Genomic DNA, 19,571 nt, shown 5'->3' on the forward strand with positions numbered 1-19,571 from the left:
AGCGAAAGTCGCGACGACTTTCGTGGATCTCTGCTCCAACCAAAACTCTTGGCGAGTTTCGCTACGCACATTTTATCACCAATAGCGGCTTTTTTTCTACAACTCTCGCCTGCTGCTTCATTCTAGGTGAAATTCAAGGGCAGATGTTGGGACCTTGGGGGGGGTGTTAAAAGCCACGTATCCGTCAGCGTGCACGAAAATATCCGCAGGTGGTCGACATCGATGCGGTTGAAATCATTGACGCCAACATGATCGTCACGGACAATTAACCATTCCTTGTCGTTGACATCTGACACCCCACACTCCTCTCCTCACGGATTGACAATGCTTCTTTCGGGTGAAGAAATCAAGCGAAAGCTAAACGATACGATCCTCATCGATCCGTTTGACGAGAGCCGAATCAATCCCAACAGCTACAACTTGACGCTGCATCACGAGTTGTTGGTATACGAAGAGGTGATTCTGGATGCGGCGACGCCCAATCGCTACCGGCGGCTGGAAATCCCCAGCGAAGGGATCACGTTGCAGCCGGGGCTGTTGTACCTCGGCCGCACGGTCGAACACACCGAAACCAAGGACACCGCGCCGATGATCCAAGGTCGCAGCTCGCTGGGGCGTCTGGGGTTGTTCATCAATCCGGGCGGCAGTCTCGGGGATGTCGGCTACTGCGGCACATGGACGCTCGAAATGCACTGCGTCCAACCGGTGCGGATCTATGCGAACATGCAGATCTGTCAAATCTATTACTTGCAGGTCCAAGGCGAGTGCGGCGGTTACGGTCCCGGCAAATATCAGAACAGTTCCGATATTCAACCGAGTTTGATGTACCGCGAATTGGGTGGCGAGGATCAAGACGGGCAAATGGAATTGAATTTTGACGAATTGCTACACGAGTCGCGTTAGACCCGTTCGCTGACGCGTTGATCACTTGGGTCACGGAACTTGTAACCGACACCACGCACGGTTTGTACGACGTCAGCGTGCGTATCGAGTTTCTTTCGCAGCGAACGAACGTGAACGTCAATCGTTCGTTCCAACACCAACGTGTCTTCGCCGAGCGCGACGTCGATCAACTCGCTGCGTGAGAACACGCGGCCGGGTTGCCGTAACAAACACTCCAGCAAACGAAACTCGCTGCGTGTCAAATTCACTACGTCCTCGTTGACGGTCACTCGGTAGCGAACCGGATCAATCGCGACGCCTTGGCTGGCGATCAATTGCACGGCTGCGGATTCGTTGTCCCGTCGGCAAAGCGACTTGACGCGTTCGAGCAAGACTTTGACGCTAAACGGTTTGGTGACATAGTCATCCGCACCGAGTGCGAAACCAATCAATTGGTCTGACTCTTCGGCTTTGGCCGTCAACATCAAGATGCGAGTGTTCTTGGTCGCGGAATCGGCACGCAGTCGTCGGCACGCTTCGAGTCCGTCGAGCACCGGCAGCATCAGGTCCAAGATGATTACGTCGGGCAATTTCAAACGTGCTTGCGTCAGCCCGTCTTCGCCATCGTGGGCCACGTAGACCTCGTAACCTTCGCGTTGAAGATTATAGGTGACCACTTCGGCCAAGGAACGATCATCTTCGATAATTAAAACAGTGGTTTTAGCCATAATTCTTTCAGCTTATTTAGCAATCTTTTTCGTAACGGAGAGATGACGAACGATTTCGCCATCCACCAAATAAATTGCATCCTCAGCAATGTTGGTTGCAAGATCTGCGATACGCTCCAAGTGGCGAATTGCCGAAAAACAGTGAAGCGCGGCAGCTACAAATTGAGCATCCTGCTGCATCGTTAACCGCAAACGATTGATTAAATCCGCATTCAACGCATCCACTTCGTCGTCGCGAAGGATCACACTCTTCGCCGTGTGGGTGTCCATGTTGACGAACGCATCAAGTGCCCCTCGCACCATCCCGCTGACTTTGGACACCATCGGGCCGACGCCCTCAGGAATGACAAAGCGTGGGTAGTCTTTGACGCCGATTGCGCGTTGGGCCACGTTGACGGCTAAATCCGCAATCCGTTCCAAATCGTTGTTCACTTTGATGACGGTTGCAATTCGGCGAAGATCGATCGCAACAGGGTGGTGCAGTGCCAACATCTTCAGACACTCTTCCTCGATTGCAACCTCTTGCTGATCCACATCTTCGTCGTCATGGATTACCTTTTCGGCAAGGTCGACGCGTCCGTCCTGTAACGCTCGGCCGGCATTGCCGATCATTTCTTCGACGACCGCCGAAAGCGACAAAATGTCACGATGCAGGTGGTCCATGTCACGGTCTAAATGTTTCGTCATGATGGATTAACCAAACTTCCCCGTAACATAGTCTTCTGTCTGTTTTTGGTCAGGCCGGGTAAAGATTTGGTCTGTCGTGCCAAACTCGATCACTCGTCCTTGATAGAAAAACGCCGTCCTGTCCGATACTCGCGAAGCCTGCTGCATGTTGTGCGTCACAATCACAATCGTGTATTGCTGGCGAAGCTCGTAGATCAAATCCTCGATACTGCTGGTCGAAATCGGGTCCAGTGCCGAACAGGGTTCATCCATTAGAAGCACTTCGGGGCCGGTCGCAATGGTCCTTGCGATACAGACACGCTGTTGTTGCCCCCCGCTCAATCCGAGCGCCGGTTTATGCAGCCGATCTTTGACTTCGTCCCAAACGGCCGCTTTTTGCAGTGCCCATTGGACCAAATCGTCCAATTCGGATCGCGAGATACGAAGGTGCAGTCGCGGGCCATAGGCCACATTATCGTAAATGGTTTTGGGAAATGGATTTGGTTTTTGAAACACAATTCCGACCTGACGCCGCAAATCGACCACATCGGTGCTGCTGGCGAGTACGTCCAGATCCCCCAGCGAAATGTTGCCAACCGCTCGGGCGGTCGGCACGATGTCGTTCATACGATTGATCCATCGCAGCAATGTCGTTTTGCCACAACCGCTCGGCCCGATCAACGCGGTCACGCGGTTTTTAGGAATGTCTAGCGAGATGTCATGCAACGCGTGATAGGCACCGTAAAACGCATTAAAGCCTTCGATGCGAATGGCGGTGCTCGCTTCGTCGGCGTGCTCTTTTGAATCGATCGCGGGCGAATCCATGGTGGCAACGACCGCAGGTTCCGCAGGGCGGTTTTCAACCACGGGCTTCAGCTTTTTTAAGGAGACGGACATCAGTTTGATACACTTGTAAACGAGTTATCCGTCACACACCAATCAACAACACAGGTGACGAAAAAATAGTTCTCTATCGAATTACGAAAGCGGCCTTGAAGTACGATTGCGGATCAACACCGCGACAGCGTTAAAGGACAACAGCAATGTCAACAAGACAATGATTCCTTTGGCGGCAACCGCATGGAACTCGACTTGAGGCCGCGCGGCCCAATTGAAAATCTGTAGCGGCATCACCGAAAAATCGTCCATCAAGTTCCCTGGATTGGAACCGATGTAAACGATGCCACAAATGATCAAAATCGGAGCGGCTTCACCAATCGCTCGGCTCATCGCCAAGATCGCTCCTGTCATGATCCCCGGTACCGCCGCAGGCAGCGTCACGTTTTGCACGGTTTGCCATTGTGTCGCTCCCATCCCCAGCGAACCTTCGCGTAGCGAGTTCGGAACTGCTCTAAGCGACTCTTGCGACGCGATGATCACAATCGGCAGCACGACCAACATCAACGTCAAGCCGCCCGTCAACACACCACGACCAAGCGGAAAGCGAAAATAGTACCAAGTCTTTTTGCTGATTCGCCCTGCCTCGGCGTCTGCACGCAACGTCACCGCACGCACGTTCACTTCGCGGGGCAATCGCTGCTTGGCACCGATCACGTTCACATCGACGCGCTGTCCTGAACTGGTGATCGCGGTTAGTCCGGGCTTCAATTCCGGAGCGGGTGAGTTCGACTCGGCCGCGGGAACCAACAAAATTCGATTGCCTTCGCTGACAAATTGGTCAAAGTAGGTTGCGCCGATTTCGAAGGCCGGTTCATTGCTGTGCCCCATGATGCCAAACATTCCGGCAAACGCGGTCAAACCGATGATTCCATAAACCACCGAAGGCACGCCTGCCAAATTGCTGATATTCAACTGGATGAAACTGTGGAACCAACGCATCGCGACAGAGCGTGGTTTGAACTCTTCCAAAAAGATGGCCGTCGCGACTCCGATCGGAAGCGTGAACAAGGCACAAACGCCACATACCCACATCGAACCAAACAAAGCAGGACGAATGCCGGCGTCCGCTGGCGTCGCACTGGGTGGTGAACTGACAAAGTCCCAGTTGAATCCTGGTAGACCTTGGTAGAAGACGGCACTCAACATGACCGCCAAGATGATCACCGACAGGAGTGCCGTGACTTGGCAAAACCGCACAAACCAGCGATCGAGTCGATGGCGATTTTTTAGGCTGCGATGCTTCTTCGAAACCGCGTTCTCGTTTTCGGGGATTTGACTCATTCGTACGCCTCACGAAATCGCTTGCGGACGATGTTGCCAAGCACCGTCAAGCTAAAGGTGATGATGAACAAGACGGCAGCGACCGCGTACATCGAATAGTATTCCATGCCCTCGTGGCTGGCGTCACCCAAGGCCATCTGGACCATCCATCCGGTCATCGTTTGAATTTCGTTTCGCGGATCCGCGGTCATGCGAGCGGTTGCCCCCGCCGCCAACGCGACGATCATCGTTTCGCCAATCGCACGTGCGATCGCTAATAGAAACGCGGAAACCAATCCTGACAGCGCTGCTGGAACGACCACCTTGGTCGCAACGTCAAATCGCGTCCCGCCCAATCCGTACGCGGCATCACGCAGACTTCGTGGGACCGCGTGCAGTGCATCTTCGGAGAGCGAACAAACCGTTGGCAGACAGAGAATTCCCACCGCCAAACCCGCACTGAACGCATTAAAAACGTTAAAGCCTTCGTGAATAAATTTCAGCCCTGGTGTGATCACGGTGAGTGCAAAGTAACCGTAAACCACTGTGGGAATGCCAGCCAAAATCTCGAGCGTTGGCTTTAGTGTCGACCGCAGTTTGCGCGGCGCGTATTCACTCATGTAGATGGCGGTGACCAACCCCAGAGGCAACGCGACGATCATCGCCACCGCGGTCACAAGCAACGTGCCCGCGACCAGAGGCCAGATTCCAATTTCGCCTGAAAACAGAGGCGACCATTTGGTCGACCCCAAAAACTTGCCGATACTGACTCCGTCCATCGCAAAGAAACGAAACGTTTCACGAAACAGCACGAAGATGATCGTGAATGTGATCGCGATCGACAACGATGCACTGAGAAACAACATCACGCGAACTAAACGATCGCGGATTTGTGCAGCGATCGGCGACCGCCGCCGCGATGGGTGGTGGACGATCGATGTGATGTCGTTGGTAGCGTTAATCACGCTCATGAAATCTGTTTTCTGTTTGAATCATGCTCGTTTTTCCGTGGCGAAACTCTCCAAGAGTTTCATTGAGGTAGTGGATCTTGCTAAAGATCCCTTATGCCGCAGGATCTTTAGCAAGATCCACTACAGCCAACCCCAAAAAATCTACTCGATGTCGACGACATCTTCGGTCGTGTACAGTTCGGCCAAAGGGCCGCTTCGTTTTTCCAGGTCGGCCGTCAAGTAGTGCGTCCCTGTGATCCGTTCTTCGTAGTGAGTTTGAACCACTTCGTAAATCGAATCAGGCAAGGCGACATAGTCGACCATTTCCGCCAACCTACCCGCTTCGCTAAGATAAAACTCGAGGAATTGTTTGACCTCGGGACGCTTCATCGAGTCGGTCTTAACGTAGATGAACAACGGACGACTAAACGGTGCGTACTCGCCGCTTTCGATGGTTTCGGGAGTCGGGCCGACAGCTTTGCCCGTCTTTGGATCGACGATTTTCACCGCTTTAATTTTGTCAACGTTGGAAAAGTAATACGAAGCACCGAAGAACCCGATCGCTCCCTTCTCACCCGCAACGCCGGTGACCAACACGTTGTCATCTTCGCTAACCGACATGTCGTCGCGAGGGTGTTCGGACGCGTCATTCTTGGCAACCACATCGCCAAAGAAATAATCGAACGTTCCCGAGTCCGTGCCGGGGGCATAGATTTTGATCGCCAGTTCAGGCCACTTAGGGTTTACATCTTTCCAAGTCTTTGCGCCGCCCTCTCGCAAAAAAATCTTTTTCAGTTCATCGACGGTCAACTGATCCACAAAGTCGTTCTCTTTGTTGATCACGATCGACAAGCCATCATACGCGATCGGCAGTTCGACGAACGAAACGCCTTTTTCTTTGCAGACTTTGAATTCGGAATCTTTGATCGGACGCGAGGCATCGGAGATGTCGATCTCGCCGTTGGTGAATCGATCGAACCCACCACCCGTTCCTGAAATCGCGACCGTCACTTTGACGTTCTTGAAGGTTTTTCCAAATGCCTCGGCTGCCGCTTCGCTGATCGGAGCCACGGTGCTTGATCCGTCGATTTCAACGGCACCTTCGATATTGGCCAATTCACTTGTTGCCAAATCATTGGCGGCAAAATCGCCCGCGGTGTCGGCGGTTGAGGTTGACGAGCTGGTAGACGCAGGCCCACAACCGACCATTGCCAAACAAACCACACCTGCCGCCAATGTTTCGCCAAGCACCGCAGTGCCACTACGAAACGGATTCAACCAGATCATTCACCTTCTCCAGGATTCATTGCGAGCAAACAAGTCGTGACCGACTCGAACACCCGAGATCCTAGGGTTCCTTTGTTAAGATCGCGTTAAGATCGTTTAAAGGTGGCGCGATTATGAAGACAGTTTGGATGTGGCGTTGCCCGCGTCCAAAAACGACAGCGTGAAAGCGGTGAGCCGCGGGCTGTAAGGCACCGGGTAATGCCATAATATCCGGCCGCTTAAGCGTGTTGAAGTAGCACAGTTTTGAAAGTTTCTGTTGCCCATCCAGGCAACGCTGTCAATCATGCTCTGGTAGCTACCTTCGCCAGAAGGTGGTGATTCGCACTGGACGCAAACAATCCACGCTCTGGCGAGCGTAGCTACGAAACCAAAATGCCTGCGGCTCAAACAGTGACCGAAGTTCCACCGGCATCTACTGCTCGGGTGGCCTGGTGCATCATTCAACCGAAGAATTGGGGTCGCGCTGTCGCGAAAGTCGCCAAGACTTTCGGCAATTCACGGCATGACCAAAACTCTTGGCGAGTTTCGCTACCCCAAAATCAAAACGGGATGATGCACTAACTCAGCGGCAATCGCACCTGGAATGTGCAACCTTCGCCGGGTTTGCTACACAATTTCACCGACCCACCAAACGCTTGGCAGAGATGCTTGACAATCGAAAGCCCCAATCCGGTGCCGCCCAATTCCCGCGACCTTGCTTTATCGGCTCGATAAAAACGTTCGAACACTCGCGTATGATGCTCCGGTGCAATCCCGATGCCAGTATCCTGGACCTCCAACAGCATTTGATCGTTCTCTTGGCACCAACGCACCGTAACGCGACCATTTTCGGGCGTATACTTGATTGCGTTGCCGATCAAATTGTCTAGGATCGTCGTCAGGCCATCTTCATCCGCGTAAACTCGTATCGGTGAGGCGGGTGGCTCGACGACCAAGTGGATTTCCTTTCGCTGCGCCGCGTCGGTGTAGTGATTGAAACAAGTATCCACCACTCTATCGACAGGCACATTGGTGATCTCGAACGCTTCCTCGCCCGACTCGACGCGCGCAATTTGCAGCATGTCGAGAATCAACTGATGCAACCGCTCGGCTTGCTCTTCGATCCGATCGACGAACTTCAAGTTGTTCTCGGGGTCGCTCATCGCACCCAATCGAAGCGTCTCCGCATACGCTTTGATCGACGCCAGTGGCGTTTTTAATTCGTGTGAAACGTTGGCAACAAATTCCTGGCGTAGATTCTCTAGCCGCCGTAGTTCGGTGATATTGTGCAGCACCATCACAACGCCGTTGGCGGGATCGCCTGGCAAGCAAGTCGCTCGAACCGCCAAATCTCGCCGAACTTGGCAAATCGATTCGAATTCGGTTTGCTCGGGTCCGCCGGTCTCCAAACACTTTTGCACCAACTCGTAAAGCGGTCGGCTGCGAACCGCTTCTAACAATGGTCGCCCCACCTCGTTCGCTGTGGCAAAGTTGAGCAACGTCTTGCTGGCGTCGTTTGCCAACACAATTCGCTGGTCCATATCGATCGCGATAATGCCCTCGTCCATGCTGCTGAGCACCGTGGACATCTGTTCGTTTTTCTCACGCAATTGACGAAATCGACGCCCCAGTTCCGATTGCATCTGGTTGAACGCTTCGGCCAATAAACCGACCTCATCTTGGCTGCGAACCGGAACCGGCGCTTGATCCATCCCGCTGGCAATTGCCTGGGCACGATCGGTCAGTTGAGCAAGCGGATTAATGATCCGGCCGACGATCGCATAGGTCAGCCCCGTCGCAATCGCACCGAACAACAGTGCCAGTAACCATAACGAGCGACGCACCGTGGCCACACGTTCGTTGATCGTGTCGAGCTCGACCGCCACACGCACAAACGCCGATTTTCCCTCGGGCGATTGAATTTGCAGAGCGAGATAGTACATGTCGATCTGCAGTGTTGGGCTCTCGCGGGTCGCCACCCCCTTGCCGACTTCGCTGGCCGCCAGCAATTCAGGACGGTTCGCGTGGCTGAGCATCGATTTCGGATTTCGCTCGGAATCGGCCAACACGTCACCATCCGCATCGATGATCGTCAGTCGCGTCTGAGTCTCGGTTGCCAATCGCGTAATCAATGCTTGCAATTCTTTTTGGGCTTCGTTGTGAGCCTCTTCTTCGCCAACGTGGTCAAGAACGCTAGCGACCAAATTGGTGACGTGGCTACGCAACACCACCGCTGTGTCAAACAACCGCTGCTCGACCTGCCGATTGATTTCAACCCGTTGCGAAGAGGTCACGATGAACAGAAACCCAACGGCTAGCATTAAGTTCAAGCCAACCGAAATCAGAAACAGTTTCCAAAACAGACGAGATGACCGCACGGCACGCCCCGAAGAGTTTTCCAAGTATTTTCCAGGGCGGAGCGGGAACTTGAGTGGGGAATCGTCGCTAAACGGCTCGGCGATCGTCACGCCGAATCGTTATGCAAGGCGCGAGATCCACTTAACGCTTCGTCCTAAAACAAAGCGGCCCACGTTCCCATAACGGAATTTAGATAACAAGGGGGAGCGGGGGGGCCAAACAATTTGTAGCCACTTTTTCATCCAATCGACATCTCTCCAATCGATTTCTTCACATTCCGACACGTTCACGTCGGTCACAAATACCCCACTTTCTGCCTCGGTTTCCTTGCCCGATCCGCAGATATCCGGTCCCGAACGACAAAGATTCCGTCGTTTCACCTTTGACGCGAGCAGGGTAAATCTGCGATTCCTTGACGCATCGATTCCTCGAATCGGCTCGCGTTGACTTTGCATTTTGTGATGTTTGCTCACCCGTTGCCCCATTCGACTGCGCCCATTTATTGGAGAACGAAATGTCCCTCCTCACGACCATCCTTCGCGCGGCGCATTGCCGCAGCACGCATCATTATTTTGCGCTCGATGCAATCCCGATGCTGGAGACCGCGTCGGGCATCCAGCTCGGGAGAATTTTGCTGCAACATTACAGCGACTACCTCCGCGGTGCCAAGGATCCGGACACCAAGTTTCGCGACTTCAAAAATCACGTACTGCATGTTGGCGACAACAACTGGGGCGGCGCTCCGCGTGCCTGTGAAAAATGGCTCGCCACTGCCACCGAGCAGTTGGAACATCAACAATTCAAAGAGGCCGCCTACAGTCTCGGGGTGCTCAGCCACTACTTCACCGATCCCATCATGCCGCTGCACACCGGTTCGAGCGAACACGAAGGCGTCGTGCATCGGCCGATGGAATGGAGCGTTTGCAAGTCGTACGAGGAGATCTACAGCCAAATTCGCGATGGTAAGGTCCGTGTCAATTTTCAACTCGCCCGCAGAGACGGCTGGATTTCCGAAGCGGTGCTGACGGCTGCACAGCAATCGCACCGCCATTATCACCGAATCATTGAAATCTATGATCTCGAGCGAGGCGTGAAGCGGCCTCCCGAAGGGCTGAACGCCGAGTCACGCGAAATCTTGGTCAGCATGTTCGGGATCGCGATCACCGGATGGGCTCGGATTCTCGAACGAGTCGCGCAGTCGTGCCCAAGCACGCTCCCTACGGTCTCGTTAAACTTGGCCACGGTCGTTTCGGCGATCCAGATTCCTTCGCAATGGGTCGTGCGAAAGATTGCCTCGGCACAAGAACAGCAGGCCGTCCGAGCCGTGTTTGCCGAGTTCGAACGCACCGGGACCGTCAAAGCAAACCTGCCCGAAGAAGTGCGTTCGGTGCGGGCCGAACGTCCCGTACCAACCGCTACGACTTCGCAACCTTCACCAACGCCTCCCGAATTGGTTGCTGATCTACAACCGCCAGACGAAGCAATTCAGCAAAGCGTTCCGTCAAAACCAGAACCCACCGAAGAGCTTGCGATCCGCATGGCCGCGTCCCCAAGTGATGCCAAATCGATATCGACGAGCGATTCTATTCCGGACGATTTGGTCGATGCACCTTCGATTGGTCCCAAGACGGCGGCTAGGTTCGCGGCGATCGGTATCACCTCCATTCGCCAATTTTTGGCAGGCGATGCCCAGCAAATGGCAACACAACTCGACACTCGCTGGATCACCGCCGAGTTGATTGGCGACTGGCAGGCACAGGCGACCTTTGTCACCTCTATCGCATCGCTATGCGGTTACAAGTCACAATTGCTGGTCGCGATTGGATGTCGAACCCCAGCACAACTGGCCGATCGAGTCGCCGCTGAATTGACCGATGAAATCCAACGCTATTGTGAAACCAAAACCGGTCAACGGATCCTTCGCAGCAGCACGCCGCCTGACGAAGCCAACGTGGCTCGCTGGATCGCCGAAGCCCGCGTCCACAAACAAAGCCGAGCTGCCTAAGTTCGACGGCACATTAAAACGCATTTAATGGTCGTAGCTACCGTCGCCAGACGGTGGAATCCACGCTCTGGCGAGCGTAGCTACCGACCGTAATAAACGGCTCGCGGCGTGAGCGATAGATTGTATTCGATTCGCGGGGAATCGAGATCAGGCATGACAGGTTGGAAGCCTATTCCACATTTAGACAGCTTAATGGTGAGGGATTTTTAAAGCATGACTCTGGGCTCGCTGCACTCGTACATGCTGTGAACGGGGCATTGCCCACAACATTACAAAAGTACAGCGAGCCCAAAATCATGCTTCCGAGGGAGAAACGCAGTCCGTCGCTCGTCCTCTTGGATGCCTTTATTGTATCGGTTCGTTTTCTCTCGGATAACAGAAGCATACACCGGAATTTCGGAAAGCAGTAAATAAAGAACCTTAATAATTGAAGTATTTTCGCGTTGACAATTCGTTCGAACGGAGGGGCAGACTCTGTCCCGTTTACGAGATCCGAAAACCTCGCGAATTCTGTTTTTTTCGTACATCGCTTCCATACACGCAAGATAGGCAAGATGCGAAGAACGGGTTGAGTGCAATGATGATCTGGTGTTCAGTGACGACGATCCGCTATGTATTCCGAATAACCCTATCGACCCACCCTGTCGGTCCGGTGGCTGGCGCGCATCAAATGCATTGCTAGCAGATTCATACAACACGGATGATTTACTCATGAGCGTCAATTCTTCGCGATCCATTTGGAAGCACGTTGTCCTAGCGGGACTGACCTGTGGCACCAGCGTTTTGGGCGTTGGCTGCGCCTCGACCAAGACTTCGAATACCGCCCGGACTGGTACAGAACAAATCTTGATCTCGGCAGCGATTGACCGTGCGTTCTCAAACGTTCAGTTCAATGAATTGGCAGGCTACAAAGTTTTCATCGACGACAAGTATCTTGATTCGGTGGACAAGGGATATTTGGTTGGCACGCTTCGCCACAAAGTGTTTGAAGCGGGCGGTCATTTGGTCACTGCACTTGATCAGGCAGACGTTGTGTTGGAACCACGCAGCGGTGGTGTCGGAACCGACACACAAGAGAGCTACGTTGGGATTCCTGCACTGGGAATGCCCGGCTTGCCAATCGAACTTCCTGAGATCAAACTCGCCTCGCGGAACACGCAAATGGGTACCGCTAAGATCGGGCTGATTTGTTACGACGCGAAAACCGGCACCGCGCTGGGCAGCGGTGGCGAATCCACCGCGTTGACCCATAACAATGACACTTATGTGTTCGGAGTTGGGCCGTTCCGCAGTGGTTCGGTTATCGACCAGCGGCAAAAGGCGGTCGGTTACAACGGCGTCGGTGGCAGCATCATGAGCTCATCAAAAGTAGCCAAAGCGGCTCCGCTAAAAATCATGGATCGCAAAGAGGCCGTGATGGGAGCTCCATTCACGCCCGCAGAGCAAATTGCCGAAACACCTTCCGCCCCCGATTACTTCAATCGTTAATGTAGCGATGGCGATCGGCGTGAAATCGGCGTTTTAACGGCCCGCGGCTAACGCCGTCGGCTCACGGTTGACCGTGGCCGGATAGTCACAAAAGAGGCGGCGACGCGGCATGTAAAATCCCAGGTGGTTTGTTACGATGTGTGCTCACAACATTGAACCGTTATCGGTTCAATGTTCAGACGTTTTGCATCATCAAACAACACACATCATTGGGATTGGCATCGTGTCAAATTTAGCGGGCAAAGTCGTTGCGATTACTGGCGGCGGAACAGGTATCGGTGCGGGGATCGCACGCGAATTGGCCATGGCTGGTTGCAAAGTGGTCGTGGGCGGACGTCGTACCGAGCCGCTCCAGACGCTGGCCAAGTCGATTCCAAGTGAGCTGCCCGTGCTGACTCATGCCATCGACGTCGCAGATCCCACCAGCATCGCGGCGTTCTTTGCCTTTGTCCGCGACCAAGCGGGCGAGGTCGATATTCTGGTAAACAGTGCGGGGATCAATATCCAAAAACGCACCATGGCCGCTATGATTCCCGATGACTGGGATCGCGTCATGCAAATCAATGCCTCGGGTGCGTACCGCTGCATTTTGGAAGTGCTTCCGCAAATGCGTGAACGTCGTGACGGCGTCGTCGTCAACATTTCGTCGATTGCCGGCAAACGTGCGATCGCGCTCGGCGGTATCGTTTACTGTGCCAGCAAATTTGCGATGACCGCACTTGGCACCGCAATTTCAAACGAAGTACGTAACGAAGGCGTGCGTGTCACAAACGTTTATCCAGGCGAAGTCAATACGCCGATTTTGGACAACCGGCCCGTTGCGGTGACGCAAGAGCACAAAGATTCGATTCTGCAACCCGAAGACATCGCCTCGCTAGTACTGACGATTTGCCAGTTGCCTCCGCGAGCTCACGTGCCAGAAATCGTGATCAAACCGACCACTCAAGAATGGGTTTAGTACACGTACTGCAATCCAAAGTGGATGCCGTGCACGTAGAACGTCTTGTAATCCATCTTTGAACTCGGCCGTAGCGGGGCGGAAACCGGATCCGCTAGGTTGGATGCCAATTGATTGTCAACTAGCCCCGAAACTTGAAGTGCGTCGGTCATTGCGATGATGTGATATCCAAACGTCACGTCAAACTGAGGGAAGTAACGCCATCCCAGCGACAAGTCGATCTCGGGGACCCAACCAAAGGTATCGTCCGTTCGCGTTCCCGAGTTCGTGCTGCGAACCAGCAGTCCATTGGGATCGGTGAACGTTGGGCCGTTGCTGGTTTGCGTTTGTCCCGCCAAAGTTGCTTCGCGTCGCAAATTCCCAGCGGCAACTTTAAACAAGCTGTTGAACGACCAGCATCCTTCGCGATAACGTGACGCAATTCCGATCTGACCTCCGTGGAAATCGTTTTGTGCGTCGAACGAGTCACTGATTGCGATCACCGAACCGAGCGGAGCGGGATTGTTCGCACCGGCCGTCGATGTACTCGACGTGATCAAATCCTCACTCAGATGCATGTACTGGTATCCATACAATACGTCGACTGTGCCACCGAAGCGTGAATAGGCATGCTGGCGAATCGAAAGGTCAGCTCCGTAAACGTTGCTTGATGCGTGAACGTTTGCGAATCCCGCGTTGGTGAATCCGGGCGTCGCAACCACTTGCGTGTCTTGGGTCGCAGCCTGTCCTGTGGTGACATTGAAAAAGGGGCGTGTGATGATCGGAGTCGTCGATTGGTCGGCACTAAAGTTATAGGTTTCTTCGCCTGTACCCCAACCACGAGCCACCATGCTTCGCGAATGACAATCGTCAAGCCAAGTCCCTACGGTCAATCGGCCCCCGGCGGTCAGCTCGTTCAGCACTTCGCCGCCGCCCGCTAGAATACGGGTCGAGGCTTGCCCCAATCGGCCTGGATTGGTTGCCGTCGCGGGGCCCGTGGTAAACAGCGGTGGCAAGTAGTCGCCACTGCGAAACATTAATAGCAATTCAAAATTGGCAAACCACCGATCACGACGAAATACCAAGCTCGCATTGGCCCAGTTTCCCGGACCGCAGCGATTGCAGCCGATGGAATCGCATCCATAGCCGTCGCATCCATACGAATCACAGCTTTCGATGCCGCAGCCGACATCGCCGTATCCGCCTTCGTAATACTGGTCGCCCTCGTAATATTCGCCACCCTCGGATGACCAAGTTTCAATCGGAGCAGGCCAGGAGTCGCCTTCGACGATGATTTCTCCCTCACCATGGGTCGGCGTCGGGTCCATCAGCACGACGTCATTGTGACCGACCTGCTGTAGTTTCGCGCGACGCGGCAGCAACTTGGGGACTGTCATCGACGAGCCTTCCGCCGCCACTTGATCGCTCGATTCCATCGGATTGCCATGAACATCCTCGATCGGCACCGGTATCAGTCGCGAATTGGACTCGGCGGTCGACGTGGTGACCCTCGGCGGCTGGTAGACACCGCGATCTGGCTTCTTTGTACGTACCTGAGCATGCAGCACAGGAGATGCAAACAGCACGCTAGCAATTGTCATCACCCCAAAAGAAACTTGAAGGGTGGAACGGCTGATCGTACGGGGCAATTTCATTGCTTATCTTCCGACACATTGAACGAATCATCATCAGGCCGATGAGTGCAGAGCGGCCCTAGTGGATGTTTCGACAATTCCGATCGTGTCGGTTGAGCAATTTTGGAAAGCTTTGCCGGTTATTCCGATTGTGAAGCCCGAAATCCAGTGAGATGGACGTCCAGGCGGTAATGGCAGCAAGGGCTTTTCGTAGCGAAACTCGCCAAGAGTTTTGGAAGGGCCAGGGTGGCCGAAAGTCTTCGCGACTTTCGTTACGCGAAAATACCAGTGGGATAGGCTTCATGGCAGGCTGGAAGCCTATCCCACATTTAGCAGAGGGTTACTTTGGAAAACGGGTCTGCATGATGGGGGGGAAGTCACCCGTCAGACCTTCAACCATAAATGCAACCAAATCGGCTTTTTCTTGTTCCGTCAACTTCAGTGGTTTCATCTTGTCGCTCAGCCATGGGTTCGCATGCCCGCCGCGGTCGTACCACTCGACCACTTCCTCGAGCGTTTTTTGGCTTCCATCGTGCATGTACGGAGGTGACGCAGCAACGTTTCGCATCGTGGGTGTTTTGAACGCGCCGCGGTCCTTCTCGTCTTTGCTTATTTCGAAGCGTCCAAGATCCGGTTTCTCCGCATCCATGCCGACGCCAAGGTTGTGGTACTGCTCGTCGGTAAAGTTGCCACCAGCATGACATGCGGTGCAGTTCGCTTTTCCAAACGTCAACTTCATTCCTCGTTTGGCCGATTCGCTCATCGGGTGTTCTGCCACTCCCTTTTTCAGCGCATCGTATTGTTTCTTCAGCTCGGGCTCTTCGTCGAGATATTCCAAATCGTCTGCAAACGTTTCCTCGAAACGGACAAGCGGAGCGTAGTAATCGTAGGGAGCAGGTCCGGTAACGATGGCACGTTCAAATGTCGCAATGGCTCGGCCGACGTTATCGATGTTCAATCCGTCTTCGAAAATAGCATCGAATTGCAACTTGTAGCCGGGAATGCCAGACAAGCAATCGACACAGCTCGAGTGGGTGTTGCCCATTTCGATCGGGTTAGCAATCGGGCCGACCGCTTGTTCTTCGAGCGTGGCAGCACGGCCATCCCAAAACTGGGCCTTGCTGACGATACGGTTGTACGAGATGGGTGAGTTGCGTCCCCCCTCTTGTTGGCGAACGCCGACACCAAATCGTGTATTCGCCGCGTAGCCTTGGTCGGGATCGTGACATGACGCACATGACACGGTGCTGTCGGACGACAAGCGAGGATCAAAATACAATTGGCGGCCAAGTTCGATCTTGGCTCGGGTCATCGGATTGTCTTCGGGGATGAACAGGTTGGCGCTGGCGGCATCGAGCCCAAGCGGCAATTTGACCTTCAGTTCCATGTGGTTTTCTGGCTTAGCAAGCCAAAGTTTGAGTTCGCCCTCGGTTAAATCGCCCTCGCCCGGAATCCCAGTCAGCAAAGTTCCCTCACCCAACGTGACTTCGTTGGATGCGGTCGCTGTGGGGGGCACCGTTTCCGCCGAAACGTCCGTATACATCAGCCCCACGCCCGCGGTCACCAGGGCAAACGCGATAGGGAAATGGCTTTTGAAAATAGAATGTCGCATTGGCGGCGTCTCTCGCTGTTTCGGGAGGGAGATAGGTAGGTTGTCTTAGTATAGCTACCTTTGTGACGCACTTCACCATGGGACCGCTTTGGATCCGTGATAAATAGCCGGGGGACCTCGTGACTGCAAAGTCGAAGACCACCGCGTGCCCGAATCTCGCTCAAATGCGATTTGTTGCCTTACAGTGTTCCCCGCCACTCGACGGGTCGGGTACAATTTCGGCGACCCCCAAAAACTTCACCGATCTCCAAACGGATTGTAAACTTCGGGTGAGCCTATTCTTCGGAACCCGCCCACACGCGACTCCGAGCAAACAAGGATGTGACCCACGAGGACTCAGATCCCTTTTGGGATAGGCTCTCAGCGTCCCGGCGGATTTTTAATCCCGACGGCCCGAGGGTAATTCTTTTCGCGACTCCAACAGTGCAATTTCATTCCGACAATCAACACGTGCACGAAACCTTTTCTGAAATGTCATCGCCATCTGTGTCCCAATCATCGATCAATCCAGCGGAACTACTCACCAAGATTAACAACGTGCGAGACTCGCTGCAGGAAGTCATCCGTGGCAAGGCGGATGTGATTGATGCGGTGTTGATTGCAATGTTGGCCGAGGGATCCGTGTTACTCGAAGACGTGCCTGGCGTTGGAAAAACCACGCTTGCCAAGTCGCTCGCTCGTTTAATCGATCTCGAGTTTCAACGTGTCCAGTGCACACCGGATTTGCTGCCCGCGGATATTATCGGCAGCAGCGTATTTCGCCCCTCTTCGGGAACGTTCGAATTCAGGGCGGGACCGGTCTTCAGCAATCTGTTGATCGCCGATGAAATCAACCGCGCTTCGCCGCGAACGCAAAGTGCGTTGTTGGAAGCGATGGCGGAATCGCAAGTAACGGTGGATGGAAAACGTTACGTATTAAAACGACCGTTCATTGTCATCGCGACGCAAAACCCCTCCGGATTCGAAGGCACGTTTCCGCTGCCTGAATCTCAACTCGATCGTTTCTTGATGCGTTTGTCGATGGATTATCCCGATACCGATAGTGAGATTGATTTGCTGTTGGACCAGGCGGCATCGGATCCCGCGTCCGCGTTAACGCCCGTGATGACTGGCGACGAACTGACCGCACTGCAGTCGTTCGTACGCAAGGTAAAAGTGGACCGCAAAGCGGTGGCGTACATCGTCGAGATTGCCGCCGCGACACGCACCGACACTCGATTGCGAGTCGGCGTCAGCCCACGAGGATCAAAGATGTTGATGCGTGCGGCGCAAGCAAAAGCGGTATTGTTAGGCCGTGACTATGTGTTGCCTGACGACATCCAAAGTCTCGCCCCCAGCATCCTGTCGCATCGCGTTTCGCCTCGCAATGCCATCGCGTCGTCCGCAGAATCCAAGCTGATTATCATTGACTTGATGAAGTCGATCGAAATTCCTGTTTAGGACCGATCGCACGCCATTATCTCTACGTCACTTTCCTTTCCACGTCCTCGCAAATTGTTTCTGCAATGACGGCACTCTTGATGCAGACAATCGCCACCGGAAAACGACCTTGGTGGAGACGGATTCTGCATGGGGTGATCGCGGTGATGATGTTTCCATTGAGGACCGTGCTCGCGATCCGTCGATCGGCGACTCCCGCATCGATTTCAATGCTGTTGGTTGGCATTATCTCGATGAATATTCTCTGGGGTTACCCGTGGGTCGGCGTCTTTGCTGCCTGTGTTGGCACGCTTGGTGTCAGTCTGTTGGTGAACCAATTCATGCAGCCGCGTTTGCACGTCGATTTCTCGTTGCCACGATGTGTCGAGGCGGGACAGATCTTCAATATGCGAGTCCATCTTAAAAACAGACGTCATTTACCCGCACTGCAGCTGGCTGCGGGGCTTGATGCCTCGCGACGCAAAGACCTGCTTCGTTGGTTCCGTAAAAATTCAGCAGACCAACGTCGTGCGTCGTATGCAGACTACCAAGTTCTCTCGGACAATTCCCCGATTCCGATGGTCGCGCCTCGCGAAACGGTTTCCACTGATGTCACGCTTCGCTTTCGTCATCGTGGTGTGCACACGTTGCCTGATGTGTGCGTGAAATCGATGTTTCCGTTCTGTTTGTTCGAAGTCACCAAGCGGATCCCTAGTCAGACAACGATTGCGATCACGCCTCGTTTGCTGAGCCAAGCCGACGATGCCGTTTCCAGCGGCCAGTTGTCCGATTTGTCCGGTTGGGTACGTAAGATCGCTGCGGTCGACGCCTACGATTATTCGGGCAGCCGCGAATACGAAACCGGTATGTCGGTGCGACGATGGGACTTTGCATCGTGGGCCCGACTCGGAAAACCGATTGTCCAGGAATTCCAGTCGCCTGGCGTGAAGATGGCTTTCATTTTAGTCGATACCGCAGTCGAGCCAGATACTCATCGGTCCGATTCCAATGTGAAAATTCAGCGAGATGTCGACGTCAACTCACGCGATGTGACTGCTGGCCGCGACGAGACGATCGAACATGTGCTCTCGTTCGCGGCGACCTGCCTAACTGAACTCTGGCAGCGTAAGGTTGGCGTTCGGATGATGATCGCTGGCGAATCGCTTGATCCGACGGACGATTCGCAACCCACGTGGAAGAACGCCAGTGATCTGGAAACGATGCTGATTCGATTAGCGAGAGCCGAGCGATCCAGCACTCGCATTGCTGACGAGTGCTTAGAGGCCGGCATTGACGCAATGCCACAGTCGCCGTCCCTGTTGATTACATCGCGGCAAGACTTTTCATCGGCCATCGCGAATGCCAATTGCAAATTCATCCGCGTCAGCTAAGTTCGACTTTTTTACTCTCCAGTCGACGTACGTCGACCATTGAAGAACATTTGTCCCCAAATGTTCAATGAGCAC

General features: G+C 53.9%; 15 protein-coding genes. 6 read left to right on the top strand and 9 right to left on the bottom strand.

The window, feature by feature from the left end:
* Nucleotides 1–324 precede the first annotated feature (324 nt).
* Nucleotides 325–903 carry a dCTP deaminase gene (locus SH528x_RS12570; protein WP_442510865.1) on the top strand — a complete coding sequence of 193 codons (579 nt, stop codon included), beginning with the start codon at nucleotides 325–327 and terminating at the stop codon, nucleotides 901–903.
* Here SH528x_RS12570 and SH528x_RS12575 read toward each other — a convergent pair.
* The 7 genes from SH528x_RS12575 to SH528x_RS12605 form a co-directional block, all read right to left on the bottom strand.
* Nucleotides 900–1,610: a response regulator gene (locus tag SH528x_RS12575; RefSeq protein ID WP_442510866.1), complete on the bottom strand. Its 711-nt coding sequence runs from the start codon at nucleotides 1,608–1,610 to the stop codon at nucleotides 900–902. The two genes, SH528x_RS12570 and SH528x_RS12575, sit on opposite strands and share 4 nt — an antisense overlap.
* 12 nt (nucleotides 1,611–1,622) lie before the next feature.
* Entirely contained in the window at nucleotides 1,623–2,297 is a 675-nt protein-coding gene (phoU, locus tag SH528x_RS12580) for a phosphate signaling complex protein PhoU (RefSeq protein WP_442510867.1), read from the bottom strand.
* A gap of 6 nt (nucleotides 2,298–2,303) precedes the next feature.
* Nucleotides 2,304–3,173, bottom strand: coding sequence for a phosphate ABC transporter ATP-binding protein PstB (gene pstB, locus SH528x_RS12585; protein WP_442510868.1), 870 nt, complete (start codon nucleotides 3,171–3,173; stop codon nucleotides 2,304–2,306).
* Nucleotides 3,174–3,254: 81 nt separating this feature from the next.
* Nucleotides 3,255–4,457, bottom strand: coding sequence for a PstA family ABC transporter permease (locus tag SH528x_RS12590; protein WP_442510869.1), 1,203 nt, complete (start codon nucleotides 4,455–4,457; stop codon nucleotides 3,255–3,257).
* Nucleotides 4,454–5,407, bottom strand: a complete 954-nt coding sequence (gene pstC, locus SH528x_RS12595) for a phosphate ABC transporter permease subunit PstC (RefSeq protein ID WP_442510870.1) — start codon at nucleotides 5,405–5,407, stop codon at nucleotides 4,454–4,456. The genes SH528x_RS12590 and pstC overlap by 4 nt, the downstream gene beginning before the upstream one ends.
* Nucleotides 5,408–5,548: 141 nt before the next feature.
* Nucleotides 5,549–6,673: a PstS family phosphate ABC transporter substrate-binding protein gene (locus SH528x_RS12600; RefSeq protein WP_442510871.1), complete on the bottom strand. Its 1,125-nt coding sequence runs from the start codon at nucleotides 6,671–6,673 to the stop codon at nucleotides 5,549–5,551.
* 557 nt (nucleotides 6,674–7,230) lie between these two features.
* Entirely contained in the window at nucleotides 7,231–9,120 is a 1,890-nt protein-coding gene (locus SH528x_RS12605; protein WP_442510872.1) for an ATP-binding protein, read from the bottom strand.
* Between the two features lie 404 nt (nucleotides 9,121–9,524).
* Between SH528x_RS12605 and SH528x_RS12610 the strand changes: the two genes are divergently transcribed.
* The 3 genes from SH528x_RS12610 to SH528x_RS12620 all read left to right on the top strand — a co-directional run bounded on the left by SH528x_RS12610 (nucleotide 9,525) and on the right by SH528x_RS12620 (nucleotide 13,461).
* A complete protein-coding gene (locus SH528x_RS12610) occupies nucleotides 9,525–11,015 on the top strand; it encodes a DUF4332 domain-containing protein (protein WP_442510873.1) in 1,491 nt (496 codons plus the stop codon).
* A 711-nt stretch (nucleotides 11,016–11,726) separates the two neighbouring features.
* On the top strand, nucleotides 11,727–12,503 hold the full coding sequence (locus tag SH528x_RS12615) for a DUF6655 family protein (protein ID WP_442510874.1): 777 nt from the start codon (nucleotides 11,727–11,729) through the stop codon (nucleotides 12,501–12,503).
* A gap of 220 nt (nucleotides 12,504–12,723) precedes the next feature.
* On the top strand, nucleotides 12,724–13,461 hold the full coding sequence (locus SH528x_RS12620; protein WP_442512119.1) for an SDR family oxidoreductase: 738 nt from the start codon (nucleotides 12,724–12,726) through the stop codon (nucleotides 13,459–13,461).
* Here the strand turns inward: SH528x_RS12620 and SH528x_RS12625 are convergent.
* Complete coding sequence (locus tag SH528x_RS12625; RefSeq protein WP_442510875.1) at nucleotides 13,458–15,095, bottom strand: BBP7 family outer membrane beta-barrel protein; 1,638 nt, start codon at nucleotides 15,093–15,095, stop codon at nucleotides 13,458–13,460. The genes SH528x_RS12620 and SH528x_RS12625 overlap by 4 nt on opposite strands.
* Before the next feature lie 319 nt (nucleotides 15,096–15,414).
* Entirely contained in the window at nucleotides 15,415–16,617 is a 1,203-nt protein-coding gene (locus tag SH528x_RS12630; protein WP_442512120.1) for a cytochrome-c peroxidase, read from the bottom strand.
* A gap of 540 nt (nucleotides 16,618–17,157) precedes the next feature.
* Between SH528x_RS12630 and SH528x_RS12635 the strand changes: the two genes are divergently transcribed.
* The gene (locus tag SH528x_RS12635; protein WP_442510876.1) at nucleotides 17,158–18,126 is read left to right on the top strand and encodes an AAA family ATPase; all 969 of its coding nucleotides are present in this window, start codon (nucleotides 17,158–17,160) and stop codon (nucleotides 18,124–18,126) included.
* Nucleotides 18,127–18,191: 65 nt separating this feature from the next.
* The gene (locus SH528x_RS12640) at nucleotides 18,192–19,496 is read left to right on the top strand and encodes a hypothetical protein (protein ID WP_442510877.1); all 1,305 of its coding nucleotides are present in this window, start codon (nucleotides 18,192–18,194) and stop codon (nucleotides 19,494–19,496) included.
* Nucleotides 19,497–19,571: the final 75 nt, after the last annotated feature.

The organism is Novipirellula methanifontis, from assembly GCF_052161655.1.
GTDB lineage: Bacteria > Planctomycetota > Planctomycetia > Pirellulales > Pirellulaceae > Novipirellula.

Excerpts from the sequence above, each read along its gene's own strand:
- SH528x_RS12570 (WP_442510865.1), top strand. The coding sequence starts at position 325 with ATGCTTCTTTCGGGTGAAGAAATCAAGCGAAAGCTAAACGATACGATC.
- SH528x_RS12575 (WP_442510866.1), bottom strand. The coding sequence starts at position 1,610 with ATGGCTAAAACCACTGTTTTAATTATCGAAGATGATCGTTCCTTGGCC.
- phoU (WP_442510867.1), bottom strand. The coding sequence starts at position 2,297 with ATGACGAAACATTTAGACCGTGACATGGACCACCTGCATCGTGACATT.
- pstB (WP_442510868.1), bottom strand. The coding sequence starts at position 3,173 with ATGTCCGTCTCCTTAAAAAAGCTGAAGCCCGTGGTTGAAAACCGCCCT.
- SH528x_RS12590 (WP_442510869.1), bottom strand. The coding sequence starts at position 4,457 with ATGAGTCAAATCCCCGAAAACGAGAACGCGGTTTCGAAGAAGCATCGC.
- pstC (WP_442510870.1), bottom strand. The coding sequence starts at position 5,407 with ATGAGCGTGATTAACGCTACCAACGACATCACATCGATCGTCCACCAC.
- SH528x_RS12600 (WP_442510871.1), bottom strand. The coding sequence starts at position 6,673 with ATGATCTGGTTGAATCCGTTTCGTAGTGGCACTGCGGTGCTTGGCGAA.
- SH528x_RS12610 (WP_442510873.1), top strand. The coding sequence starts at position 9,525 with ATGTCCCTCCTCACGACCATCCTTCGCGCGGCGCATTGCCGCAGCACG.
- SH528x_RS12615 (WP_442510874.1), top strand. The coding sequence starts at position 11,727 with ATGAGCGTCAATTCTTCGCGATCCATTTGGAAGCACGTTGTCCTAGCG.
- SH528x_RS12625 (WP_442510875.1), bottom strand. The coding sequence starts at position 15,095 with ATGAAATTGCCCCGTACGATCAGCCGTTCCACCCTTCAAGTTTCTTTT.
- SH528x_RS12630 (WP_442512120.1), bottom strand. The coding sequence starts at position 16,617 with ATGTATACGGACGTTTCGGCGGAAACGGTGCCCCCCACAGCGACCGCA.
- SH528x_RS12635 (WP_442510876.1), top strand. The coding sequence starts at position 17,158 with ATGTCATCGCCATCTGTGTCCCAATCATCGATCAATCCAGCGGAACTA.
- SH528x_RS12640 (WP_442510877.1), top strand. The coding sequence starts at position 18,192 with ATGACGGCACTCTTGATGCAGACAATCGCCACCGGAAAACGACCTTGG.